21 protein-coding genes, 1 tRNA gene and 1 pseudogene are annotated in these 22705 nt (G+C 72.3%); 7 read left to right on the top strand and 16 right to left on the bottom strand.

Annotated features, from left to right (window positions below; genetic code table 11):
* Positions 1-59: 59 nt before the first annotated feature.
* On the bottom strand, positions 60-884 hold the full coding sequence (gene modA, locus OHU74_RS03810) for a molybdate ABC transporter substrate-binding protein (RefSeq protein WP_371614569.1): 825 nt from the start codon (positions 882-884) through the stop codon (positions 60-62).
* 127 nt (positions 885-1011) lie between these two features.
* Complete coding sequence (locus OHU74_RS03805; RefSeq protein WP_371614568.1) at positions 1012-1407, bottom strand: molybdopterin-binding protein; 396 nt, start codon at positions 1405-1407, stop codon at positions 1012-1014.
* A gap of 134 nt (positions 1408-1541) precedes the next feature.
* Here OHU74_RS03805 and OHU74_RS03800 point away from each other — a divergent pair, with 134 nt between their 5' ends.
* The 3 genes from OHU74_RS03800 (at position 1542) to OHU74_RS03790 (ending at position 5936) form a co-directional block, all read left to right on the top strand.
* Positions 1542-1934 carry an RNA-binding S4 domain-containing protein gene (locus OHU74_RS03800; protein ID WP_371614567.1) on the top strand — a complete coding sequence of 131 codons (393 nt, stop codon included), beginning with the start codon at positions 1542-1544 and terminating at the stop codon, positions 1932-1934.
* Between the two features lie 264 nt (positions 1935-2198).
* A complete protein-coding gene (locus OHU74_RS03795; RefSeq protein ID WP_371614566.1) occupies positions 2199-5252 on the top strand; it encodes a carbohydrate binding domain-containing protein in 3054 nt (1017 codons plus the stop codon).
* 57 nt (positions 5253-5309) lie between these two features.
* Positions 5310-5936: an alpha-ketoglutarate-dependent dioxygenase AlkB gene (locus tag OHU74_RS03790; protein WP_371614565.1), complete on the top strand. Its 627-nt coding sequence runs from the start codon at positions 5310-5312 to the stop codon at positions 5934-5936.
* Between the two features lie 11 nt (positions 5937-5947).
* Here OHU74_RS03790 and OHU74_RS03785 read toward each other — a convergent pair whose 3' ends face one another.
* On the bottom strand, positions 5948-6253 hold the full coding sequence (locus OHU74_RS03785) for a YkvA family protein (RefSeq protein WP_371614564.1): 306 nt from the start codon (positions 6251-6253) through the stop codon (positions 5948-5950).
* A complete protein-coding gene (locus tag OHU74_RS03780) occupies positions 6253-6717 on the bottom strand; it encodes a MarR family winged helix-turn-helix transcriptional regulator (RefSeq protein ID WP_371614563.1) in 465 nt (154 codons plus the stop codon). The genes OHU74_RS03785 and OHU74_RS03780 overlap by 1 nt, the downstream gene beginning before the upstream one ends.
* 130 nt (positions 6718-6847) lie before the next feature.
* Between OHU74_RS03780 and OHU74_RS03775 the strand changes: the two genes are divergently transcribed.
* The 3 genes from OHU74_RS03775 (at position 6848) to OHU74_RS03765 (ending at position 10149) form a co-directional block, all read left to right on the top strand.
* The gene (locus OHU74_RS03775; RefSeq protein WP_371614562.1) at positions 6848-7405 is read left to right on the top strand and encodes a DoxX family protein; all 558 of its coding nucleotides are present in this window, start codon (positions 6848-6850) and stop codon (positions 7403-7405) included.
* Positions 7406-7481: 76 nt separating this feature from the next.
* Positions 7482-8282: a phytanoyl-CoA dioxygenase family protein gene (locus OHU74_RS03770; protein WP_371614561.1), complete on the top strand. Its 801-nt coding sequence runs from the start codon at positions 7482-7484 to the stop codon at positions 8280-8282.
* A 55-nt stretch (positions 8283-8337) separates the two neighbouring features.
* Positions 8338-10149: a glycoside hydrolase family 15 protein gene (locus OHU74_RS03765; protein ID WP_371614560.1), complete on the top strand. Its 1812-nt coding sequence runs from the start codon at positions 8338-8340 to the stop codon at positions 10147-10149.
* 62 nt (positions 10150-10211) lie between these two features.
* Here OHU74_RS03765 and OHU74_RS03760 read toward each other — a convergent pair whose 3' ends face one another.
* Both OHU74_RS03760 and OHU74_RS03755 read right to left on the bottom strand, forming a co-directional pair.
* Positions 10212-10748 (bottom strand): rhodanese-like domain-containing protein, encoded by a 537-nt coding sequence (locus tag OHU74_RS03760; RefSeq protein WP_371614559.1) that lies wholly within the window; start codon positions 10746-10748, stop codon positions 10212-10214.
* A 238-nt stretch (positions 10749-10986) separates the two neighbouring features.
* Positions 10987-11847 carry a helix-turn-helix domain-containing protein gene (locus OHU74_RS03755; protein ID WP_371614558.1) on the bottom strand — a complete coding sequence of 287 codons (861 nt, stop codon included), beginning with the start codon at positions 11845-11847 and terminating at the stop codon, positions 10987-10989.
* 123 nt (positions 11848-11970) lie between these two features.
* On the opposite strand from OHU74_RS03755, the gene OHU74_RS03750 reads away from it, so the two are divergent.
* Positions 11971-13008, top strand: a complete 1038-nt coding sequence (locus OHU74_RS03750) for an NAD(P)-dependent alcohol dehydrogenase (RefSeq protein WP_371614557.1) — start codon at positions 11971-11973, stop codon at positions 13006-13008.
* Positions 13009-13033: 25 nt separating this feature from the next.
* On the opposite strand, the gene OHU74_RS03745 is transcribed toward OHU74_RS03750, so the two are convergent.
* The 10 genes and pseudogenes from OHU74_RS03745 to dhaK all read right to left on the bottom strand — a co-directional run bounded on the left by OHU74_RS03745 (position 13034) and on the right by dhaK (position 22658).
* Positions 13034-13151 (bottom strand) — tRNA-OTHER (locus OHU74_RS03745).
* A gap of 38 nt (positions 13152-13189) precedes the next feature.
* Positions 13190-14629: an APC family permease gene (locus OHU74_RS03740; RefSeq protein ID WP_371614556.1), complete on the bottom strand. Its 1440-nt coding sequence runs from the start codon at positions 14627-14629 to the stop codon at positions 13190-13192.
* Between the two features lie 314 nt (positions 14630-14943).
* On the bottom strand, positions 14944-15795 hold the full coding sequence (locus OHU74_RS03735) for an STM4011 family radical SAM protein (protein WP_371619555.1): 852 nt from the start codon (positions 15793-15795) through the stop codon (positions 14944-14946).
* 83 nt (positions 15796-15878) lie between these two features.
* On the bottom strand, positions 15879-17228 hold the full coding sequence (locus tag OHU74_RS03730) for an STM4012 family radical SAM protein (RefSeq protein ID WP_371614555.1): 1350 nt from the start codon (positions 17226-17228) through the stop codon (positions 15879-15881).
* Positions 17225-18043 (bottom strand): STM4013/SEN3800 family hydrolase, encoded by an 819-nt coding sequence (locus tag OHU74_RS03725; protein ID WP_371614554.1) that lies wholly within the window; start codon positions 18041-18043, stop codon positions 17225-17227. The genes OHU74_RS03730 and OHU74_RS03725 overlap by 4 nt, the downstream gene beginning before the upstream one ends.
* A 37-nt stretch (positions 18044-18080) precedes the next feature.
* Positions 18081-19265 carry an STM4014 family protein gene (locus OHU74_RS03720; protein WP_371614553.1) on the bottom strand — a complete coding sequence of 395 codons (1185 nt, stop codon included), beginning with the start codon at positions 19263-19265 and terminating at the stop codon, positions 18081-18083.
* Positions 19262-20224, bottom strand: a complete 963-nt coding sequence (locus tag OHU74_RS03715; RefSeq protein WP_371614552.1) for an STM4015 family protein — start codon at positions 20222-20224, stop codon at positions 19262-19264. The genes OHU74_RS03720 and OHU74_RS03715 overlap by 4 nt, the downstream gene beginning before the upstream one ends.
* A gap of 157 nt (positions 20225-20381) precedes the next feature.
* Positions 20382-20936, bottom strand: a complete 555-nt coding sequence (locus OHU74_RS03710; protein ID WP_371619554.1) for a PTS-dependent dihydroxyacetone kinase phosphotransferase subunit DhaM — start codon at positions 20934-20936, stop codon at positions 20382-20384.
* Positions 20919-21572 (bottom strand): annotated as a pseudogene (gene dhaL, locus OHU74_RS03705) (dihydroxyacetone kinase subunit DhaL); the annotation flags it as partial. The gene OHU74_RS03710 and the pseudogene dhaL, both read right to left, overlap by 18 nt.
* 66 nt (positions 21573-21638) lie before the next feature.
* Complete coding sequence (gene dhaK / locus OHU74_RS03700) at positions 21639-22658, bottom strand: dihydroxyacetone kinase subunit DhaK (RefSeq protein WP_371614551.1); 1020 nt, start codon at positions 22656-22658, stop codon at positions 21639-21641.
* Positions 22659-22705 lie beyond the last annotated feature (47 nt).

Genomic DNA, 22705 nt, shown 5'->3' with positions numbered 1-22705 from the left:
GGGGCTGCCCGTCCCCCCGGACCGGGCAGCCCCTCTCCCTCACAGGCACCAGTCGGCGGTTACGCCTTCTGGAAGCCCGCGTCCTGGAGGATCTTCTGGGCCTCCGGGGTGCTCAGCCACGCCACGAACGCGGCCGCGGCCTCGGCGTTCTTGGAGCCCTTGAGCGAGGCGGCCGGGTAGGAGGCCACGGCGTTCTCGGCGTCCGGGATGTCCACGACGGCGACCTTGTCACCGGACTTGAGGGTGTCGGTCTTGTAGACGAGGCCGGCGTCCGCCTCGCCCAGCTCGACCTTGCTCAGCACGGCGCGGACGTTCGGCTCCTGGGAGACCGGCTTGACCTCGATCTTCTGCGCGTCGAGGATCTGCTTGCTGTAGCGGCCCACGGGGACCTCGGGCGCGGCCAGCACGACCTTGATCTTGGTGTCGGCGAGGTCCTTGAGGCCGCCGATCTTGAACGGGTTGCCCTTGCCGGTGGCGATGACCAGACGGTTCTTGGCGATGATCGCCGGGTCGTTGGTCTCGGCCTTCAGGCCGTCCATGGTCTTGGTGTCCGCGGTGACCAGCGCGTCGGCCGGGGCGCCCTGCTTGACCTGGGCGGCGAGCTCCTGCGAACCGGCGAAGGAGAAGGTGACCTTGGTGCCCGGGTGGGACTTCTCGTACGCGGCGCCCGCCGTCTTGAAGACGTCGGTGAGGGAGGAGGCGGCGAGCACGGTGAGGTTCGCGGCCTTCGGCTCGGCCGAGGCCGAGACGGAGGCGCTCGCGGAGGCGCCGGCGTCCGTCTTCTTGTCGTCGTTGCTGCCGCAGGCGGCGAGCGCCGGCACGAGCAGGGCGGCGGTCAGGGCGAAGGCGGCGGTACGGCGGTTCAGCGGCAGGATCGGGGACATGAGCTGGTGCTCCTCGGTCGGGTCGGCGGCCGGCCTGGTGCCGGGCCGGCGTGGTGGTGACCCGCGCCGGGGACGGGCGGAGCGGGTGGGGACGGGCGGAGCGGGTGGGGACGCGATCCTCTTCGGGTCAGGCGCGGTCGATGTGCACGCTGGTGGACTTCACGCGGGCGGTGGCCTGCATGCCGACCTCCAGCCCGAGCTCCTCGACGGCCTCGCGGGTGAGGAGGGAGACGAGGCGGTGGGGACCCGCCTGGATCTCGACCTGCGCGGCGACATCGCCGAGCTTGACGGCGGTGACGATGCCGGGGAAGGCGTTGCGGGCGGAGGTGTACGTCTCCCCGTCCTCGGTGTGGGCACCCTGGGCCACCTCGATGGAGAACGCGGCCAGGGCGCGGCCGTCGATCAGACGGCGGCCGCCCTCGTCGCGGTGGGTCGCGACTCGGCCGGCGTCGGCCCAGCGGCGTGCGGTGTCCGGGCTGACGCCCAGCAGGCGTGCCGCCTGACCGATGGTGTAGGACTGCATGTGCGACAAGGTAGGGGCATCAGTCCGGCATTTGCAATTCCATTGGGATGATGTACATGGCAGATGCCACCCGCCTTGTGGTAACCGCCAAAAGTTGTTCCGCTTTCGCCGGTCGGGATGGCTAAAGTCGGGGCATGGCTGAAGAAGGAACCACGGGGACGGGATCGGCGCGGGTCGACGTGTGGATCTGGTCGGTCCGGCTGACGAAGACGCGGGCGATCGCGGCCGCGGCCTGCCGGGCGGGTCACGTGAGGGTCAACGGTGAGCGCGCCAAGCCGGCGCAGTCCGTGCGGGCCGGGGACGAGGTGCGCCTCTTCCATGCAGGGCGGGAGCGCATCGTCGTGGTCCAGCGCCCGGTGACGAAGCGGGTCGGCCCGCCGGTCGCCGCGGAGTGCCTGATCGACAACAGCCCGCCGCCGCCGACCCCCGTGGAGGCGGCCGTGGTCGGTATCCGCGACCGTGGCGCGGGCCGCCCGACGAAGCGCGAACGCCGCGAGATCGAGACGCTGCGGGGCGGTCGCCAGTAGCGACAGGAGCGGTCACCCGAAGCCCGGTCCGGCATGCAGCCGGACCGGGCTTCGTCGTTTTCGGAATTTTCTGCAAGGGATTGCTCAGCTTCTCCCGATAAGGGTGGGGTGAGGGCCGCGATGGCGGGTGAGGTCGCGACATTTCTGGTTCACAAGGGCTTCACGCGCTGGTGACACGGCCAGTAGCCTCGCGCAAAACCTTGCGGCAAGTTTTCAATGCCGCGAAGCCGCAGGGCTGTTGGGCCCCGCTTCGAGGAGCAGACCTTGAGATCACCTACGCGATCACGCCGCCCACGCCGCCTCGGAGGGCGCTCGACGGCGCTGGCCCTGGCCGTCGCCGGAGGATGTCTGGCCACCGCCTTGCCGGTGGCCCCGCACGCCGCGGCGGCGACCGCCGCTGCTGCGACTGCTACTGCGACTGCTACGACCGCCACCGCGGCTTCCGACAGCACGGCGACGGTCTTCTACTACACCAAGACCCGCAACTGGACTGCGTACAACCTGCATTGGGCCCCCGACGGCGGAAGCTGGACGACCGTCCCCGGCACCGGGATGGAGGCCGCCTGTACCGACTGGGTGAAGAAGACCGTCAGCCTCGGTGCGGCCGCCGGTCTCCAGGCGACCTTCAACAACGGCCAGGGCACCTGGGACAACAACGGGGGCAAGAACTACGCCCTGGGAACCGGCGTGATCACCGTCAAGGACGGGGTCGTGGCCCACAGCGATCCCTGCGCCGCGGACCCCGGCACCGGCACGGGCACCGGCGCGACCGCCACCGTCTACTACTCGACCACCGCCGTCGGCTGGCCGACCGTGAACCTGCACTGGGCCCCGACCGGCGGCTCCTGGACCACCGTCCCCGGCGTCGGCATGGACCCGGCCTGTGCGGGCTGGGTCAAGAAGACGGTGGCCCTCGGCTCCGCCTCCGGACTCGCGGCGACCTTCAACAACGGCAACGGGATCTGGGACAACAACAGCGGCAAGAACTACGCCCTCGGCCCGGGCCTCTCCACGGTGAAGGAGGCCAAGGTCACCGCGAACGCCGCCGACCCGTGCGCCGCCGCCGTCCCCGACACCACCGCGCCCACCGTCCCCGCCCGCGTCCAGGCCGCCGCCACCGACGTGTCCACCGTCGTTACCTGGGACGCGGCCACGGACGACCGGGGTGTGACCGGCTACCAGGTCACGCGCACCGGGGGCGCCGGGGGCGCCGTCGTCACCAGCGTGGCCTCCACGGTCCTGACCGAATCCGGGCTGGAGGAGCGGACCGCCTACACCTACACGGTCAAGGCGGTGGACGCCGCCGGGAACCTCTCCGCCGCGTCCGCCCCGGCCTCCGCCACCACCGGCACCCGGCCCCCGGCCCCGGCCGGTTCCGTCCCGCTGGGCGGCGACCCCCGCAAGGACCCGATCTACTTCGTGCTCACCGCCCGCTTCAACGACGGCGACAGCTCCAACAACCGCGGCGGCAGCCAGGACGTGAAATCGGGCAACGCGGCCAACAACGACCCCATGTTCCGAGGGGACTTCAAGGGTCTCGTCGAGAAGCTGGACTACGTCAAGGCCCTCGGCTTCTCCGCGGTCTGGATCACCCCGGTCGTCCTGAACCGCTCCGACTACGACTACCACGGCTATCACGGCTACGACTTCTACAAGGTCGACCCCCGCCTGGAGTCGGCCGGCGCCTCCTACCAGGACCTGATCAACGCGGCGCACGCCAAGGGCATCAAGATCTACCAGGACGTGGTCTACAACCACAGCTCCCGCTGGGGGGCCAAGGGACTGTTCACCCCCACCGTCTACGGGGTCCGCGACGCGCAGTGGTCCTGGTACTACGACGAGAAGCAGTCCGGCTTCGAGTACGACGGCCTCACCGTCGACCCCAAGAGCGGCAAGTCGTACTACAACGGCGACCTCTGGTCGACCGCCGAACCGGCCGGCAACACCTGCCTCAACTGGGGCGTGCCCACCGGGAACAAGAGCGCCGAGGGCTACACCGTCTACAACTGCCAGTGGCCCAGCCCCACTTCCGGCATGTTCCCCAAGGCCCTCTACCACCAGTGCTGGATCGGCAACTGGGAGGGCGAGGACGCCCGTTCCTGCTGGATCCACGAGGACCTCGCCGACTTCAACACCGAGAACCCCACCGTCCAGAACTACCTGATCGGGGCCTACGACAAGTACATCGACATGGGGGTCGACGGCTTCCGCATCGATACGGCCGTACACATCCCCCGCGTCACCTGGAACCGGCGCTTCCTGCCCGCCATCCAGGCCCGCGTGGCCCAGCAGTTCGGCGCCCAGAAGGCCAACGACTTCTACGTGTTCGGCGAGGTCGGCTCCTTCGTCAACGACAAGTGGAACCGCGGATCGGCCAACCAGTCCGCCCAGTACTACACGTGGAAGGAGTCCGCGACGTACAGCGCGGACGACGCGACCGCCGCCGTCCAGCAGTACACGGGCGACAACGACCCGGCGAAGCAGCCGACCAGCACCAACGCCTTCCTCAGCGGGAACCTCTACCACGCCCCCGACCACAGCATGTTCTCCGGCATGAACGTCATCGACATGCGCATGCACATGAACTTCGGGGACGCGAACAACGCCTTCCAGAACGGCAAGGACTCCGACGACAGTTACAACGACGCCACCTACAACGTCGTCTACGTCGACAGCCACGACTTCGGCCCCGGCAAGTCCTCCACCCGCTACGCCGGCGGCACGGACGCCTGGGCCGAGAACATGGCCCTGATGTGGACCTTCCGCGGCATCCCGACCCTGTACTACGGCTCGGAGATCGAGTTCCAGGCCGGAAAGCAGATCGACTGCGGCCCGACCTGCCCGCTCGCCACCACCGGCCGGGCCTACTACGGGGACAAGATCGCGGGATCGGTCACCGCCTCCGGATTCTCCAAGGTCGCCACCGCCACCGGAGCCGTCGCCGCCACCCTCGAATCGCCGCTCGTCAAACACCTCCAGCGGCTGAACGAGATCCGCCGGGCCGTCCCGGCCCTCCAGATGGGCCAGTACTCCACCGAGGGCATATCGGGCGGGATGGCCTTCAAGCGCCGCTACACCGACACCGCCACCGGCGTGGACAGCTTCGCCCTGGTCGCCGTCACCGGCGAGGCCACGTACACGGGCATCCCCAACGGCACGTACAAGGACGCGGTCACCGGCGACGTACGGACCGTCACCGACGGCAGGCTGTCCGTGGCCGCCCCCGGCAAGGGCAACCTACGGGTCTACGTCCTGGACCTCGGCGGCCGCAACGCCGCCCCGGGCCAGGTGGGCGCCGCCGGCCCGTACCTGAAGTAGCCCCAGCCCCGGCCTCTCATTCGGGCGTGTGTTCGAATTTAGCGTTACGCTGGATCCATGCACGCACTCCAGGGCTCGCTCTTCGACCAGGGCGACGAGATCCGGTTCGCCCCCCGCCTGGCTCCGCGACGCACGGAGCTGGGTGCGGGCGCCTGGGTGGACCACCTGCCGGGCTGGCTGACGGGCGCCGACGCCCTGTTCGAACGGCTCGCGGCCGACGTGCCCTGGCATGCCGAGCGGCGACAGATGTACGAGCGCACGGTGGACGTGCCCCGGCTGCTCGCCTTCTACGGTGAGGGCGAGCAGCTCCCGCACCCCGCCCTCACCGAGGCGCGCGACACGCTGAGCCGCCACTACGCTCCCGAGCTGGGTGAGCCCTTCGCCACCGCGGGGCTCTGCCTCTACCGCGACGGCCGCGACAGCGTCGCCTGGCACGGAGACCGCACCGGCCGCTCGGCGACCGAGGACACGATGGTCGCGATCCTCTCCGTCGGCGACCCCCGTGACCTGACCCTGCGCCCCAGGGAAGGCGGCCCCACGCTCCTGCGCCTCCCGCTGGGCCACGGCGACCTGGTCGTCATGGGCGGCTCATGTCAGCGCACCATGGAACACGCCATCCCCAAGACCGCCCGCGCGGTGGGCCCCCGGATCAGCGTCCAGTTCCGCACGCGAGGGGTGCGATGAGGCGGACGGCGCTAAGCCGCGTCGAGTTCCTTCGCCGGGCGGGTCGCGGAGGCCGTTGAGGCTGCTGCGTGCAGGGAGCGGAGGGCCAGGAGGAGGATGCCGATGTCGTCCAGGTAGACCGGGTCCGGGATCAGGTCCACCGGGGAGATCGTGTAGATCACGGCCGCCCAGAACAGGGCCTTGTCGCGCAGCGGGATCCCCGCGTCGCGCAGGAGCTTGCGGGCCGCGAAGACCCGTACGAGCAGGACCGCCGCGGTGACCGCCAGGCCGGCCGCGAGCACTGCCGCCACGACGAGCCAGGCCGTCGTCGCGTCCATCAGGCGCCCTGCTCCCGCAGCCGCCGGCTGACCTCGCCGAGTCCGTCCGCGAGCACGTCGAGCTGCTCCGGGGTGAGCACGTCCACCAGTACCTCGCGGACCTTGGCCACGTGCCCGGGCGCGGCTTCCGCCAGTCGGGCGCGGCCGGTCTCGGTGAGGACGGCGTAGACCCCGCGGACGTCGGAGGGGCAGGTGCGGCGGCGGACCAGGCCGGTCTTCTCCATCTGGGTGACCTGGTAGGTCAGGCCGCTCTTGGAGTTGATCAGCCCGTTGGCGAGTTCCGTCATGCGCAGTTCGCCCTCGGGGGCCCTGGCGAGCCTCACGAGGATCTCGTACTGCGGGTGGGAGAGTCCCGAATCGTCCTTGAGCTGCTGGTCGAGGCGGCGGTTGACCAGTGCGGAAGCCGCCAGGAAGCCTTCCCAGGCGCGCATCTCGCGGTCGTCCAGCCATCTCGTCTCAGCCACGGGATCAGCCTACACGGATCGTTCCAATTTGAATCAGCGCATGATCCGCGGTTAGGGTGCGACGGAGGTTGTTTGAATTTGAACAACAGCCGCTTCCTGCTGTCCGTCCGACCGGAAGGCCCCCGTCCCCATGACCAGTACGACCAGTACCTCCGTCGCCGCGCCGTCGTCCGCTGCTTCTGTCGCCCCCGTCGCCCTCTCCACCCCCGGCCACGACGTCGGTCTGCTCCTCCTGCGCCTGGTCCTCGGCCTGACCATGGCCGCCCACGGCACCCAGAAGCTCTTCGGCTGGTTCGGGGGTGGCGGCATCAGCGGCACCGGGAAGTTCTTCACCGCCAGCGGATATCCGGCGGGTGATGCCATGGCCGCGATCGCCGGGCTCACCGAGACCCTCGGCGGCCTCGGCCTCGCCGCAGGGCTGCTCACCCCGCTCGCGGGCGCCGCCGTCGTCGGCACCATGATCAACGCCATCGCCGTCCACGGCGCCGGCTCCTTCTTCGCCCCGCAGGGCGTCGAGTACGAGATCCTGCTCGCCACCGGCGCCGCCGCCCTCGCGCTCACCGGCCCCGGCCGCTACGCCGCCGACCGCTTCCTGCCCGTCCTGCGCGGCCACCGCCTCGCCCACGGCGCACTCGCCGTCGGCCTCGGCGTCGTGATCGCGGGCGCGCTGCTCCTCGTACGGAACTAGTCGGGCGGACCGGACCAGCCCGTGCCGCCAGGAATCCGGTTGCCGGGCTCGGCCGGAAGTGCCCAGAATCGGCCGCATGGGCAACGTACTGACGGCGGAACAGGTCGAACGGTTCGTCACGGACGGCTTCGTGCATCTACCCGAGGCGTTTGCGCCTTCACTGGCGGACGAGTGCCGGGCGTTCCTGTGGCGCGAGACCGGGCTCGACCCGGACGATCCGGAAACCTGGACCGAGCCCGTCGTCAGACTCGGCGGCTACGCGGACGAACCCTTCCGGCGGGCCGCCACCACCGAACGCCTGCACGGAGCCTTCGACCAGCTCGTCGGCCCCGGCCGCTGGACACCGCGCGTCGGTCTCGGCACCTTCCCCGTCCGCTTCCCGCACCCGGCCGCACCGGGCGACGACGGCTGGCACATGGACGGCGGCTTCACCGCCGAGGGCGAGACGGGATACCGGGTCAACGTCACCTCCCGCGGCCGGGCCCTGCTGATGCTGTTCCTCTTCTCCGACGTCGACACCGCCACCGCGCCGACCAGGATCAAGGTCGGCTCCCACCTGGACGTCCCGTCCTTCCTGCGGCCCGCCGGTGACGCGGGCGCGGACCTCTTCGCCCTCTGCTCGGAGATGGACGGGGCGGGTCGGCTCGATGCCCCCGACCGGCCGCTCGCGCTGGCCACCGGCCGGGCCGGTGACGTCTACCTCTGCCATCCGTTCCTGATCCACGCGGCCCAGGCCCACCGGGGCACCGTCCCGCGATTCATGGCACAGCCGCCGCTGGTGCCGGTGGGCCCGCTCGACCTGGACCGCCACGACGGCGCGTACTCGCCCGTAGAGCGTGCGGTGCGGCTGGGCCTCGAGCAGCCGGAACGCACCTGAGCCCCTGACCCGTACGGCTCGATTCAACCGGGGCATTCGGGGGAAGGGGGCATAAATGACACAACCCATCGAAGACTACGCACTCATCGGCGACCTGATGACCAGTGGACTGGTGGGCCGCGACGGGTCCATCGACTGGCTGTGCCTGCCGCGCTTCGACTCGGCCGCCTGCTTCGCCGCGCTCCTCGGCGACCAGGAGAACGGCCAATGGCGCATTGCCCCGGCCTCGGCGCCCGACTCGGCGCGCTGCACACGCCGGGCCTACGTCGACGGCACGCTCGTCCTGGAATCCTTCTGGGAGACCGAGGACGGAGCCTCGTTCAAGGTCATCGACTTCATGCCGCAGCGCGACACCGCCCCCGACGTGATGCGGATCGTCGAAGGGCTCAGCGGAGTGTCCACCGTGGGCAGCACCCTGCGCCTGCGCTTCGACTACGGGCGCGTCGTCCCCTGGGTCCGCCGGTGCGAGGGCGCCCGCGAAGGAGACCGGGTCGCCGTCGCCGGACCCGACTCCGTATGGCTGCGCAGCGAACCGCCCGTGCCGACCTGGGGCGAGGACCTCAGCACCCGCTCCGAGTTCGCCGTCGCCGCCGGCGAACGCGTCGCCTTCGTCCTGACCTGGCATCCCTCGCACGAGGACCGGCCCGAGCCCCTGGACCCGTACGGCGCGCTGGAGCAGAGCGTCGCCGACTGGCGTGACTGGTCCTCCCAGTGCCGCTACGAGGGCCCCTACCGGGAAGCCGTGATCCGTTCCCTGATCACCCTCAAGGCCCTCACCTACGCCCCGACCGGCGGAATCGCCGCCGCCGCGACGACCTCCCTGCCCGAGGAGCTCGGCGGCGTCCGCAACTGGGACTACCGCTACTGCTGGCTCCGCGACTCCACCCTCGCCCTCGGCTCGCTGCTGGCCACCGGCTTCCTCGAAGAAGCCCGGGCGTGGCGGGCGTGGCTGCTTCGGGCCATCGCGGGAGACCCCGCCGACCTGCAGATCATGTACGGGATCGCGGGCGAGCGGCGGATCCCGGAGAGCGAGCTGCCGTGGCTGAAGGGGTACGCGGCCTCCGCGCCGGTGCGGGTCGGCAACGCGGCCGTCGACCAGCTCCAGCTCGACGTCTACGGGGAGGTCCTCGACTCCCTGTACCTGGCCAGATCCAACGGACTGCCCGCCGAGCACCACTCCTGGCGGATCCAGCTCTCCCTCCTCGACTTCCTGGCCGACAACTGGCACCGCCCGGACGAGGGACTGTGGGAAGTGCGCGGCCCGCGCCGCCACTTCACCCACTCCAAGGTGATGGCGTGGGTGGCCGCGGACCGGGCGGTGCGCACGCTGGAGCTCAACCCCGCACTGCCCGGCGACGTGGAACGCTGGCGGACCATGAGGGACGCCGTGCACCGCGACGTGTGCGAGAACGGCTACGACGCCGAACGGGGCACCTTCACCCAGTACTACGGCTCCCGAGAGCTGGACGCGGCCACCCTCCTCATCCCGCGCGTCGGCTTCCTGCCGCCCGACGACCCCCGGGTGATCGGCACGGTCGACGCGGTGCGCGCGGAACTCGGCAGCAGCGGGCTCGTCCGCCGCTACAGCACCGAGGGGCCCTCCGTGGACGGGTTGCCCGGGGACGAAGGGGCCTTCCTCGCCTGCTCGTTCTGGCTGGCCGACGCGCTGCACCTGACCGGCCGGGAGAAGGAGGCGCGGGAGCTCTTCGAGCGGCTGCTGGCCGTACGCAACGACGTGGGGCTGCTCGCCGAGGAGTACGACCCGGTAGCCGGCCGCCAACTCGGCAACTTCCCCCAGGCGTTCAGCCACGTCGGGATGGTGAACACGGCGCTGACGCTCGGCGGGGGAGGCGTGCTGCCGGGCTGACGGCGGGGCGGGCCGACGGCACCCCGTGGAGCCGTTGGTGTCGGCGCACAGGGTGGGGGCGATTACCGGCGGCGGTTGAAGGGGAGACGGCCGAGGACCGCCGCCATTCCGCAGGTGTCCGTGAGGGCGGAGAAGACCAGCCCGCCCGCGACGGCGGCGCTGAGCAGCGCGAATGCCGGGTGCGCCAGAAGGCCGAGGAGCAGGCCGAGGAGGACGAGCGAGCCGGCGGTCAGCCGGACCTGCCGCTCCATCGCCCAGACGTGCCGGGGACCCCCGGCGGGGTAATCGAGCGGGTGCCCCTGCGCCGACCAGGAGATCGTGCCGCCGGTCAGGCTGGTGGCGGCGATGCCGTGCCGGGCCAGAGTGCGGGCCGCGTTCTCCGAGCGGGCGCCCGAGGCGCAGACCAGGAGGAGCTCCTTGTCCTCGGCGGCCCGGCGCAGCTCGGGCAGGGAGCGGGCGATCCGGTCGAGCGGGATGTTCAGTGCGCCGGGGAGGTGACCGGAGGCGTACTCGCCCGGGGTGCGGACGTCGACGATCGAGAACTCGGTGTGGCGGGTGTGGGCCTGGTCGACGTCGAGGAGGGCGGGGTTGCTGCTCATCAGGGCGGGCTCCTTCGTGGGGCGGGGGTCGCCGGAGCGGGTGCGCGCGCACGGGGTGACGGGGTCGCGGGCGCACCCCGAGGCGGTACGGGCTCGGGTGCGGGGCGGGAGCAGGCAGACGTCAGCTGTGACAACAGGAGCGCGACAGGAGGCGCTGGATGACGGCCATGGCGCGGAGCATAGACGAACGGGCCGCGTGCGCAAGACACCCGTTCCGCCATCCGAGACGCGGCCGGGCTCACCGGGGCCGCGGGTCGTCGCCCGTCCGGGCCGCCTCGCGCCGCCGCAGCAGCTCGCCGGTGGCCGCGTCGGCCGGCAGGAACGCCTCCAGGTGCAGCTCGGCCAGGGTCACGTCCACGGCCGTGGCGAAGGAGGTCAGCGTGGTCAGCAGGCGCAGCTCCCCGTCGGCGGAGCGCAGCCGCAGGGGCACGGCGAAGCCCAGGTGCTCGGACGGTGCCGGGGTGGCGGCGGGCAGGTAGCCCGTCAACTCCGTGATCAACGCGTCGAGTTCGGAATCGGGATGGGCCGTCGCGCGGGCCCGTAGGCTCTCCGTGATGTGCCGCCCCCACGCCGCCAGGTTCACCACGCGCGGGCCCATGCCCTGCGGATGCAGGGCGAGCCTCAGCACGTTCACGGGCGGCGCCAGCAGGTGCGCGGCCGAACCTTCGGTGAGGACGTCGAACGCGGCGTTCGCCAGGACGAGTTCCCCGCGCGGCCCGGCCACCACCGCCGGATAGGGCAGGTGCCCGGTCAGGATGGACCGCAGTGCCTCCATGGCGGGCCCGATGCTCTCCGCGTCCCGCGCCGACTCGGCGTACGCGGGGGCGTAACCGGCGCTGAGCAGGAGGGAGTTGCGCTCCCGCAGGGTCAGTCCCAGTGACTCGGCCAGCCGCACCACCATCTCCCGTCCGGGCACCGAGCGGCCGTTCTCGATGAAGCTGAGGTGGCGCTGGGTGGTCCCGGCCAGGGTGGCCAGCTCCAGCTGGCTCATCCGCCGCAGCGACCGGCGCCGGCGCATCTCGCGGGCGAACGGGGACGGCGCGGAAGCGGAGGCAGGGGAGGGGGCGGGAGTCGAGGAGGGAGCGGTCGTGGTGGCCATGGCCCCTTTCTAGCCGCCGTCCCGGCGGAGCTCTCCATTCCCCGCAGGGAATTGCCGCGCGTGTCCCGGCGCCGGAGCATCGGCGTCATCGGATGCGAGGCGACGACCGGCCCGGAGGCAGAGATGCGTGCGTACCACCTGGAGAAGTTCGGCACGATCGAGGGGATCGTGCTGCGGGACGACGGCGGCCAGCGGCGCCCCGCCCCGGCCGAGCCGACCGGGATCGTGGTGCGGCTGCGGGCCGCCTCCCTCAACAAGCGCGACCTGCTGATCCTGAACGAGCGCTACCCGCTGTCCGCCGCGCCCGGGGTGGTCCCGCTGAGCGACGGCGCGGGCGAGGTGGTGGCCGTGGGGGAGGCGGTGACCCGGTTCGCGGTCGGGGACCGGGTGTCCTGCGCCTACTTCCCGCACTGGCGGGACGGCCGGATCAACCCCGGGCTCGTCGGCCAGCCCGGCTGCACCTTCGACGGGATGCTCGCGGAGTACGTCGTACTCGACGAGCAGTGGGCGGTGCGCGTCCCGGAACACCTGACGTGGGAGGAGGCGGCGACCCTGCCGTGCGCGGCGGTCACCGCCTGGAACGCACTGACCGGCGGGGAGGGCGGAGCGCCGCTGCCCGGGCAGAGCGTACTGACCCTGGGCACCGGCCCGGTCGCGCTCTTCGCCGTGCAGTTCGCCAAGCTGCTGGGCTGCCGGGTCGTCTCGACTACCTCCAGCGAGGAGAAAGCGGACCGGCTCAAGGCGCTGGGGGCCGACGCGGTAGTGAACTACGTACGGACCCCTCAGTGGGGAGCCGAAGTGCGGGAGCTGACCGGGGGCGCCGGCGCCGACCTGGTGGTCGAGACGGGCGGGCCCGACACCATCGAGCAGTCGGTCCGGGCCAGTTCGCTCTACGGGCAGATCGCCCTGCTGATCACCGCCAGTGCCACGAGGTCCGGGATCGAGATCTCGCACGCCGCGTACGCGTCGAGCCTGGCGACGATCCGCCGGGTGTTCGTGGGCAGCCGGACGCAGTTCGAGTCGATGAACGCGGCGATCGCGGCGCACGGGCTGCGCCCGCTGATCGACCGGGTGCACCCCTTCGAGGAGGCGCGCGAGGCCTACCACGGCTACGCGCGGGACGCGCCGTTCGGCAAGGTGGTGATCCGGATCGGGGAGTGATCCCCGCTAGGAAGCGGGCCGGGTGCGGAGCCGACGGGATTCGAACCCGCGGGGCCGGTGGGCGGGTCCGCCGCCCGGCCGCTAGTCGGCGGTGCGGGGACCCCCGCACCGCCGATCGCATTGGACCGCTCTGCCACGGCCCCGCACCCTGTGGGACCGCGCGGTCCCGTTGTCGTGGACCTTACAGAGCCGGAGCGGCGGCCGCAGCCGGGATTTCCTCGGCCGGGGCCTCTTCGTCCTCGGGGATGCTGACCAGCCAGCGGGTGTCCTTGCGCGGCCGCAGGTACAGCGCCCAGTAGAGCGTCGCGAAGGCGGTGATCCCACCGGTCCACAGCAGGTACTGGGTCTCCTGCTGGGTCAGGATGTACGCGAACACCAGGATCAGCACGATCGGCACGGCCGGCCACAGCGGCATCCGCCAGGCGGAGCGTTCGCGGTGCGCCCCGCGCCGGCTGGACAGCGCGGCCACCGCGACGAGCAGGTACATGCCGGTCACCGAGACGCCGGTGACCCCGTAGAGGGTGTCGAGGTTGACGAAGCACATCAGCGCACCGGGGATACCGACGAGCAGGGTGGCCACCCACGGGGAGCCGAAGCGGCCGAGGCGCGAGAGCGCGGCGTTGACGGGGGCGGGCCAGGCCTTGTCGCGGGCGGAGGCGAACAGCACGCGGGAGTTCTGGATGACCATGACGATGCCGGCGTTGACGATGGCGAGGGCCACGCAGAGGCTGACGAAGGTGCCGACGGCCGAGTTGGACCAGGCGGTCACCATCGCGCCGATGTCGCCGGAGGCCAGCGCCTGAAGGTCGGGGGCGCCCATGGTGATGGCGATGACCGGGACCAGGATGACGGCGGAGGAGATGGCGAGGGTGGCGAGCACGGTCCGCGGGACGTTGCGGCGCGGGTTCTCCAGCTCCTCGGACAGGTAGACGGCCGTCGAGAAGCCCTGGGTGATGAACAGGGCCACGGCGAGTCCGGAGACGACCATCAGCGGGGTGACGGCGGAGATGCCGCCGCCCTCCACCGCTGCCGAGCCGTGCACGAGGGCGCCCGCGCCCCGCTCGCTGTGCGCGAAGCCCAGTACGGCGACGAGCGCGGCGGCCACGACTTCCAGGACCAGGAAGATGCCGGTGATCCAGGCGTTGGCCCGCAGGTCGAGGAGACCGGCGAGGGTGGCGAGCAGCATCACGCCGGCGCCGGCGGCCGGGGCCGGGACGTCGATCAGCGGGGAGAGGTAGTCGGCGGTGCCCATGGCTATCACGGGCGGCACGATCATCACGACCAGGAGGGACAGTACGAACACCAGCCAGCCGGCGAGCCGGCCCGACATGGTGGAGACCATCGCGTACTCGCCGCCGGCGCTGGGGATGAGCGTGCCCAGCTCCGAGTAGCAGAACGCGACGCCGATGCAGAGCAGCGAGCCGATGGCGATGGTGAGCGCGGTCCACGTGCCGAGGCTGGCGAACAGGTCGGGCACGACGACGAAGAGGGTCGATGCGGGCGTCACGCACGACAGCGTGAGCAATGTGCCACCGACGACGCCGATGGAACGCTTGAGCTTCTGCGGGACGGGCCCGGTGGCGGGGGCGAGGGCCTGAGGGGCGCTGATCGTGTCAGACATCGTGCGGTGTTCCGATCGGCAGATGCGGTGAGTGAGCGCGGGAGCGGTATCGCCTCCGAGGCGGTGGTGAGCATGAGGTGTTTCGGTGGCTCCCGGGCCGTCATGCAATCTCCACGAGATCCGCAGGTCAAGAGCTGTTCACATACGGATTCCATCGTGTGGGCCCCTGTGGAGTGCTCTATCCGGCGTCAAGACCGCGTCAACGCTGAGCAATCACCATGTGCGATAACCGCAGGTGATCGAGGGGAAAATTCCTTCCGCTTTGCCAAGCTGGCGCCGTTCGGTCACCACATCCGGTCGCCACGTGCCCGGGGTCACCGCGTGCCCGGCGCCGGGACGCGTTCGAGCACCCCGCCCGCGAAGGTGTCGTAGAGGGGGAGCGTCTCCAGGTGGACGTAGCCGATGTGGCAGTCGCAGAGGGCCAGGGGACAGGGCCGGGGGCGCAGGGCGGGGCGGTAGGAGCCGTCGTAGAGGTTGCCGAGCTCCGCCTTCACGAAGTGGCAGCGCCGGACCGTGCCCGCGCCGTCCACCGAGATCACCGAGGCGCCCGTACGGCACGGGAGGCCCGCCGAGCGGTGGGGGTGGCGGCTGAACGGGAAGAGCGGGTCCAGGGCCGTCCAGTCGGCCGCCTCCGGGTCCGTGTACGTGTGGCCCTCGGCGGCGTTGATCCACAGGTACACCTCGGGCGGCAGGGCGGCCCGCAGCCGCCGGGCCTCCGCGAGGTGCTCCGGCAGCCCGACCACGCCCACGCTGAACCGCACCCCGGCGGCCGCCAGCTCCCGGCACTTGCCGAGGAAGCGCTCGTACGGGGTCTGCCCCGGGTGGTACGTGCACCACAGCGCGAGCGTGTCCAGGTCGGCCTCGGCGGTCCAGCCGGTGCGCCCGCTCAGGTTGGTCTGGATGGCGACGCGGCGGACGTGCGGCAGGTGCGACAGCTCCACCAGCGCGCGCCGGTACCAGGAGCGGACCAGGCCCTCGCCCCACGGGGTGAACAGGACGGACAGCCGGTCGGTGGTGTTTCCCGCCGCCCAGGCGGTGAACCGCTCCAGCGCCGCACGGTCGGCGGTCAGCGTTTCCCGGCTGTCGCGCCGCTTGGCGAAGGGGCAGTACGGGCAGTCGTAGTCGCAGGAGGCGAGCGGACCCCGGTAGAGGACCGTCAGCTCCATCCCGGGTGCCTCCAGCGCCGTCCCGGGCACCTCCAGGGCGGTCCCGGGCGCCCCCGAGTCCGCCCCGGGCACCTCCACGGCCGTCACTTGCGCTCGTACGCGGCCATCACGGCCCGTACGTCCGCCGAGAACAGCGCCGGGCCCGCCGCGTCCGAGTGCGCCAGCCCCTCCGGAGTCAGCCGCAGCAGCGCGGCGTCGTCCACCAGCCACCCCCGCTCAACGAAGGCGGCCAGCTCCGCCGGGAAGTCCTCCCACGGGCTGCTCCCGAACCGCCCGTGGTACTCGGCCACCGGCATGCCCCGCGCCTGGAGCAGGGACTGCAGCAGGTGCCGCCGCCGGGCCTCCTCCGCGTCGATCCACCGGCCGTAGTCGGCCCGTGCGAAATCCGCCTCCGGGCGGCCCACGTAGTCGTCGACGATCGTACGGATCTCCCGCATGTCCACCGCGTAGTCGAAGGAGTAGTGCAGCTCGGCCGTGTACGAGCGCGCCCCGCAGCCCAGCCCGACCATGCCGTCCGTCTGGCAGGCGTGGTCCGCGGGGCCCTCGGCGCTCTGCGCCGGCGCGTCCGCGCGGCGGAACATCCGCATCGACACCTGCTCGTACCCGGCGGCCAGCAGGCGGTCCCGGCCCGCCCGGTAGAGCCGCAGCCGATGCTCGTCCCAGGCGGCCGGGGAGTCGTTCGGCCGACGGCCCAGGCCCGTCAGCGGCCGTACGTACAGCGGGTACAGGTACAGCTCCTCCGGCCGCCACGCGAGGGCGGCGTCCAGCGAGTACCGCCAGCTCTCCTCGGTCTGCCCGTCGATGCCGTAGATCAGGTCGATGTTCAGGACCGGGATCGCCGCGTCCCGGATCCGCGACAGCGCCGCCTCCACGTCCGCGCGCTTCTGCGGCCGCACCGCGGTACGGGCCTCTTCCGCCACGAAGCTCTGTATGCCCAGGCTCAGCCGGGTCGTGCCCCGGTCGGCGAGGACCGCGAGCCGGTCGGCCGTGGCGGTGGCCGGGGAGGCCTCCACCGACAGCGGGACCGCCCGTAGATCGGCGCCCGCGCTCTTCTCCGCGATATCGCAGAGCCGCTCCAGCTCGGAGGCCGTCAGGAAGGTCGGCGTCCCGCCGCCGAAGGCCGCCGCCGCGAACCGCACCGGCTCGTCGGGGCCCAGGGCCTCGCGGACCGCCGTCGCCTGTCGCTCCAGCGCGTCGAGGTACGCCGTGGTCAGGCCGTCCGGGGCGCCGATCCTGGTGAAGAGGTTGCAGAACCCGCAGCGCACCTCGCAGAAGGGGATGTGCAGGTAGAGGGAGAGCGCGTCCTTGGGCTGGTCCGCCCACAGGTCGCGCAGCGCGGGCCGCTCGGGCAGCGGGCGGTACGCCGTCTTGTGCGGGTAGGCGTAGACGTAACTCTCGTAGGGGGTGGTGGAGTTGATGGCTGGGGAGTTCATCGGCCGGTCGGCCCCTTCTGGTCCAGGAAGAACTGTGCGTAAGGGACCGTCCAGACGGCCTCGTGGGCGAGCCGGTGCCCGGTGTATCCGTCGTCCCCGTACGTCGTCCCGTGGTCGGAGCAGACGACCGCGAAGCAGCGGCGCCGCGCGCTCATCGCGTCGAAGAGCCGGCCGATGTGCCGGTCCACGTACTCCAGCGCGGCCGCGTGGGTCTCCCACGAGTCCCCGTCGGCCGCCGAACCGGTGGGCGAGTGGAACCAGTTGGGCTGGTGCATCGCGGACACGTTCAGGAAGAGGAACAGCCGCCGGTCATGCGGAAGGCCGGCCACGACCCGCTGCGCGCACTCCACCTGCGCCTCGAAGGAGCGGGGCGAAGCCACCCCGAACTCCGGCTCCCAGTGGCTCTCCTGGAACATCCCCGGCAGTACGGATCCCAGTGCGGCCCGCTTGTTGAAGAAGCCGACCCCGCCCACGCACACGGTCCGGTATCCCGCCCCGGCCAGCCCCGCCACCAGGTCCGGGGTGTCGAACACCCAGGTGCGCCCGGCCGTGGTCTCGCTGCCCGCGAACCGGGCGGCGAACAGCCGCTCGTGCGGGCCCGGCCCGTCGGGGGTGGGCAGGAAGCCCGCGAACATCGCCTGGTGGGAGGCGTAGGTGAAGCTCCCCGGCGCGTGCCGCCGCTCCCACACCCCGCCGGGCAGGTGCGCCGCCAGATGCGGGATCCGGCCCTCGGCGGCGAGTTGCTCGGCCACGTCGTGGCGCAGGGTGTCGAGGGTGACCAGCAGCAGGTCGTCGCGGCCGACGACCTCGTTCATGTCAGGGGCGCAGGCGGCTCCGGGGGAGCCGGCAGGGTCAGTCGTGGGCGGGGGCGAGTGCATGGTGTTCCTGTGGTTCCCGTCGTACGGCGGCCACTTGGGCCGCATAGGTGTCGAGCCCCTCGGCGGGCGAGCCGGGCAGTCCGGTCAGCCGGGGCAGCAGATCCCCGAAGGCGTTGACCTCGCCCACCGCGAACCCCCGCCAGCCGGTGCCCGGCAGCAGGTCCACACCCACGCACGGGGTGCGCGCGAAGGCGGCCGCGGCCCGCTCGCAGACGGCGAGGGCGTCCGCCTCCCAACTGCCGCCCGCCGCCGTCACGGCGGCCACGGCGGCCGCCAGATCGCCGCGCGCACCGCCGAGGTGCAGATTGGTCAGGGGTCCGGCGGCGGTGCGGACCACGGCATGCGTGGCCCGGCCGCCGATGACGACGATCCGCAGATCGGCGGAGCGGCCCTGCTGGGAGGCCTTGGGCAGCCAGCGCTCGATGTGCAGGCCGTCGGGGGCGAGGGAGTCGACGATCGCGCCGATCACCCGCTCGTCCTCGTACCGGCGCAGCCGCAGCGAGTTGTGCAGTTCTCCGGACGGGGCCCGCTCCACGGAGGTGGTGGCGCGGATCCGGCCGCCCGCGCCCGTCTCCAGGGCGAGCACCCCGGAGGCCGAGGAGCCGTGCGCGAGCTTCACGAACGCCCGGCGGTGGCCGGGGCGCGCGAGCACCGCCCGTACCTCCTCCCAGCCGCCCACGGGGGCGGCGACGGCGGCCGGGCCCGAGGTCGGCGAGGCCGGCACCGGGATGCCGGCCGACTCCAGCACTCCGTGGCAGAGCCGCTTGTCGAACAGCGCCGCCAGCTCAGCCGGATCGCCCAGCAGCATCCCGCCGGCCGCCCGCACCCCGTCCGCCACCGCGTGCACGGCTCCGGTGAACCGGCGGTACCAGCGGCCGGTTCCCTCGACCCGCGTGGTGTCGGTGACCCCGCGCAGCAGCCGCTCCACCTGCGGATCCTCTCCGGGCGAGTCGATCCGTACGCTCTCGCCCGCCCGGAAGACGGCCCGGCCGTGCAGGACGTCCAGCCACGGCACCACCCGGGCCTCGGGCAGCCCGGCGGCGCGCACGGCGTCCTGGAAGAGGGTGACCCGGCGGTTGCCCGGATTGCCCACCACGGCGAATTCGACGGCGGATCCGGCGCCGGACGCGGAGGCTACGACGGGTGCCGTACGCGTCACTCCGCCACCGCGATGTAGCGGTACCCGGTTCCGTCCTCGTCCACGTCGTTCTCGTCCGCGACCTGGTGGTCGCCGAGGTCCACTTCCACCCCGTGCGGGGCCAGCGCCGCGCATATCCGCTCCCGGAGCGGCTCGCTGATGTAGTGGTGGTGCAGGTCGAGCCTGGTGAGGTGGGTGAGCGGCCCGCCGGCCAGCAGGGCTTCGACGCCCTCGTCGTCCAGGACGCCCATGGAGAGGTCCAGGACCTCAAGCCGTTCGACGACCGGAGCGGTGGCCAGGGCCCGCGCGATCTCGTTCTGGATCTCGCTGTTGCGCAGCGCGAGCCGGCGCAGCGCGGGCAGTTGGCGGCCGGTCAGGAACGGCTCCAGGTCGGTGATTTCCGCGTCCCCGCCGTACTCGGGCGTGCCGAGCCACAGGTCGAGCTCGGTGAGCGCGGGCAGTTCGCTCCCGGCGACCCCGCGCACCGCCTCCCGCGGGAGCCCGCCCGTCTCGATGCGCAGCACGCGCAGCGCCTCGTGCCGTACGGGCGGGAAGAGCAGGCCGTCGCCGCCGCGCACCCCGAACTCCTCGAGATCGGGATAGGCCCGCAGCAGCGGGCCCACGTCCGACTGCTGGAGCCAGGAGATCTCGCACTCCTCGAAGGTGACGTCGCCGATGAACAGCGCCCGCAGCGCGGGGAACCGGCCCGCGGCCTCGGCCAGCGCCTCGATCAGGGTCTCGTTGGAGGTGTCGTACGCCTCCGACCAGCCGCCCACGATCAGTGCCCGGACGGCCCGGGTGTCCACGGAGTCGGCGAACCGGGCGAAGACCTCGGGCCATTCCTCCTCGGCGTCGTACACGTCCGCCGAGATCCGCCAGGCCACGGACCCCGCCTCGGGCAGCGCACGGGTGTCCTTCGCCCCCGGGAAGTCGAAGGCCGGCAGGCCGCCCAGTTCACGCAGGTGCTCACCGATGGTCATGTGCGCTGCTCCCGATGGTGGCGATGGGCCGGAAGGGTGTCCTCCGTCCTCCGACAACAGTTCTACCAAGCCCCGCCGACATCCCGGCCGCCGGAGGGTGCCGACCGGGCCCTACCGGCCGGCCACCCTGACTCCACCCCGACGGCCACACCGACGGTCAGCGCTTGCGGTAGCCCCGCGCGTCCTCGGCGGCGGCCAGTACGGCATCGAGGTCGCCACCGATCGCCGAGGTCAGCGTGATGGCCACGGCGCCCTCCAGGAACGGCGCGTCCACGATCCGGGTGCCTTCCGGCAGCTGCGAAGGCACCTCGCCGAGCAGGGACTTCACCGTCAGCACCGCGCTGCCCATGTCGCACAGCAGGGCCACGCCCACGCCCTCGTCCACCGTCCGCGCGGCCGCCGTGATCAGCTCCGCGCTGGTGCCGATCCCGCCGTCCGGGGTGCCGCCCGCCACCGCGAGCGGCGCCGGGTCCACCGAGCCGAGCAGCGCGCCCGACAGCGCGGCCACGGACTCCGCGACCGCCTTGCTGTGCGAGACCAGGACCACGCCGACCCGGCCGGTACGGGTCTTCGCGGCGGGTTGGGCGGCCGGGGACGGGGCGGCGGCAGGCTCCGCAGTGCCCGACTCCGCAGTGCCCGGCTCCGCAACTGCAGGCTCCTCGGGCGCGAGCGACGCCTCCGGCGCGTCCACCGCGTCGCGCAGGGCCTCCATCAGCAGGGCCACGGAGTTGGCCCCGGCGTCCTGGTGGCCGATGCTTCGCTCACCGAGGTAACTGGCCCGGCCCTTGCGGGCTTCGAGCCGCTCGGTGGCGTCGGCGCCCGCGCGGGCCGCCGAGACGGCTTCGTCCAGGGCCTCGCGCAGCGGCCGGTCCGCCTCGGCGGCCTCGGACAGGGCCGCCACGGCCGGGGCCAGGGCGTCCACCAGCGTGGCGTCGCCGATCTCGGCGCCGCCCAGCTTCTGCACCGACCGCAGCCCGGCGCCGAGCGCGGCGCCCAGCTCCAGGACGCTCGGAGCTCCGGTGTCGCCGAGCACCTTGCCCGTGCGGCGCAGGGCGGTGCCGAACAGCGGCCCGGAGGCGCCGCCCACCGTGTTCGTCAAGGTGGTGCCGGCCAGGGTCAGCAGGGCTCCGGGAGTGGCCGGCCGCTGTTCGGCCACGGCCGCGCCGACGGCGCCGAAGCCCCGTACCAGATTGGCCCCGTGGTCCCCGTCGCCGATGACCGCGTCCAGCTCGGTCAGGCGCGCGCTGTCCCGTCGTACGAGCCGGTTGGTCTCGGCGATCCAGCGGCGGAAGTAGGCGGTGTCCAGCGCGGGGGCCGGCGCCGGCTGGGTGGTCGGCGTGGTGGTCATGGGGTGGCTCCTGGGGGTGTGTCGTTGAGGGGACGGTCGGACGGGGCTCTCTCCGGAAGAGACGGCCTAGCAGCCCCAGCGCAGGGACGGGGTGTCCACCGGCGCGTCCCACAGGCGCAGCAGTTCTTCGTCGGCGCGGCACAGGGTGAGGGTGCAGCCGGCCATGTCCAGGCTGGTGACGTAGTTGCCGACCAGGGAGCGGGCCACGGTGACCCCGCGCTCGTCGAGCACCTTCTGGACCTCGGCGCGCATGATGTACAGCTCGACGGGCGGGGTTCCGCCCAGGCCGTTGACGAGCAGGATGACGGGGGCGCCGGCGGCCTCGGGGAGGTCGTCGAGGATGGCGTCGAGCATCGCCCCGGCGGTCTCGGCGGCGGTCATGAGCCCCCGGCGCTCGCGTCCGGGTTCGCCGTGGATGCCGATGCCCAGCTCGATCTCGTCCTCGCCGAGCGTGAAGTTGGGGCTGCCCTTGGAGGGGGTGGTGCAGGAGGTCAGGGCGACGCCGTAGCTGCGCGAGTTCTCGTTGACCTTGCGGGCGACCGCGGCGACCTCGGAGAGCGGGGCGCCCTCCTCGGCGAGCGCACCCGCGATCTTCTCCACGAACAGGGTGGCGCCGGTGCCGCGGCGGCCCGGTCCGTTCGCCGTCCGGGCGACGGCCACGTCGTCGTCCACGACGACCTGTTCGACCTTGACGCCCTCGTCCTCGCAGTCCTCGGCCGCCATCGTGAAGTTGAGGATGTCGCCCGTGTAGTTCTTCACGATGTGCAGGACGCCCGCGCCCGCGTCGACCGCGCAGGTGGCGCTCGCGATGTTGTCCGGCACCGGGGAGGTGAACACCGGGCCGGCCACGGCGGCCGCCAGCATGCCGCGCCCGACGAACCCGGCGTGCAGCGGCTCGTGACCGCTGCCTCCGCCCGACAGCACCGCGACCTTGCCGGCCGGATTCCCTACCACCGCCCCGGCCGCCCCGGCGGCCCGCGTGACGATGCCCTTCTCCGCCTCGACGCGGAGCCCCGGGTGAGCGGCGGCCATTCCGCGCAGTGCGTCGGCGACGACGCTCTCGGGGGAATTGATGAGCTTCTTCACGGGGGCCTCTTTCCTGAAACGTGACACGTCGAACATGGAACATGGAA

This window comes from Streptomyces sp. NBC_00454 (assembly GCF_041434015.1).
Classification (GTDB): Bacteria; Actinomycetota; Actinomycetes; order Streptomycetales; family Streptomycetaceae; genus Streptomyces.
This window is presented reverse-complemented; position numbering and strand designations above follow the sequence as displayed.

Coding starts and splice junctions, on each gene's coding strand:
- modA (WP_371614569.1), bottom strand. CDS start 884: ATGTCCCCGATCCTGCCGCTGAACCGCCGTACCGCCGCCTTCGCCCTG.
- OHU74_RS03805 (WP_371614568.1), bottom strand. CDS start 1,407: ATGCAGTCCTACACCATCGGTCAGGCGGCACGCCTGCTGGGCGTCAGC.
- OHU74_RS03800 (WP_371614567.1), top strand. CDS start 1,542: ATGGCTGAAGAAGGAACCACGGGGACGGGATCGGCGCGGGTCGACGTG.
- OHU74_RS03790 (WP_371614565.1), top strand. CDS start 5,310: ATGCACGCACTCCAGGGCTCGCTCTTCGACCAGGGCGACGAGATCCGG.
- OHU74_RS03785 (WP_371614564.1), bottom strand. CDS start 6,253: ATGGACGCGACGACGGCCTGGCTCGTCGTGGCGGCAGTGCTCGCGGCC.
- OHU74_RS03775 (WP_371614562.1), top strand. CDS start 6,848: ATGACCAGTACGACCAGTACCTCCGTCGCCGCGCCGTCGTCCGCTGCT.
- OHU74_RS03770 (WP_371614561.1), top strand. CDS start 7,482: ATGGGCAACGTACTGACGGCGGAACAGGTCGAACGGTTCGTCACGGAC.
- OHU74_RS03765 (WP_371614560.1), top strand. CDS start 8,338: ATGACACAACCCATCGAAGACTACGCACTCATCGGCGACCTGATGACC.
- OHU74_RS03760 (WP_371614559.1), bottom strand. CDS start 10,748: ATGAGCAGCAACCCCGCCCTCCTCGACGTCGACCAGGCCCACACCCGC.
- OHU74_RS03755 (WP_371614558.1), bottom strand. CDS start 11,847: ATGGCCACCACGACCGCTCCCTCCTCGACTCCCGCCCCCTCCCCTGCC.
- OHU74_RS03750 (WP_371614557.1), top strand. CDS start 11,971: ATGCGTGCGTACCACCTGGAGAAGTTCGGCACGATCGAGGGGATCGTG.
- OHU74_RS03740 (WP_371614556.1), bottom strand. CDS start 14,629: ATGTCTGACACGATCAGCGCCCCTCAGGCCCTCGCCCCCGCCACCGGG.
- OHU74_RS03735 (WP_371619555.1), bottom strand. CDS start 15,795: ATGGAGCTGACGGTCCTCTACCGGGGTCCGCTCGCCTCCTGCGACTAC.
- OHU74_RS03730 (WP_371614555.1), bottom strand. CDS start 17,228: ATGAACTCCCCAGCCATCAACTCCACCACCCCCTACGAGAGTTACGTC.
- OHU74_RS03725 (WP_371614554.1), bottom strand. CDS start 18,043: ATGAACGAGGTCGTCGGCCGCGACGACCTGCTGCTGGTCACCCTCGAC.
- OHU74_RS03715 (WP_371614552.1), bottom strand. CDS start 20,224: ATGACCATCGGTGAGCACCTGCGTGAACTGGGCGGCCTGCCGGCCTTC.
- OHU74_RS03710 (WP_371619554.1), bottom strand. CDS start 20,936: ATGGAGGCCCTGCGCGACGCGGTGGACGCGCCGGAGGCGTCGCTCGCG.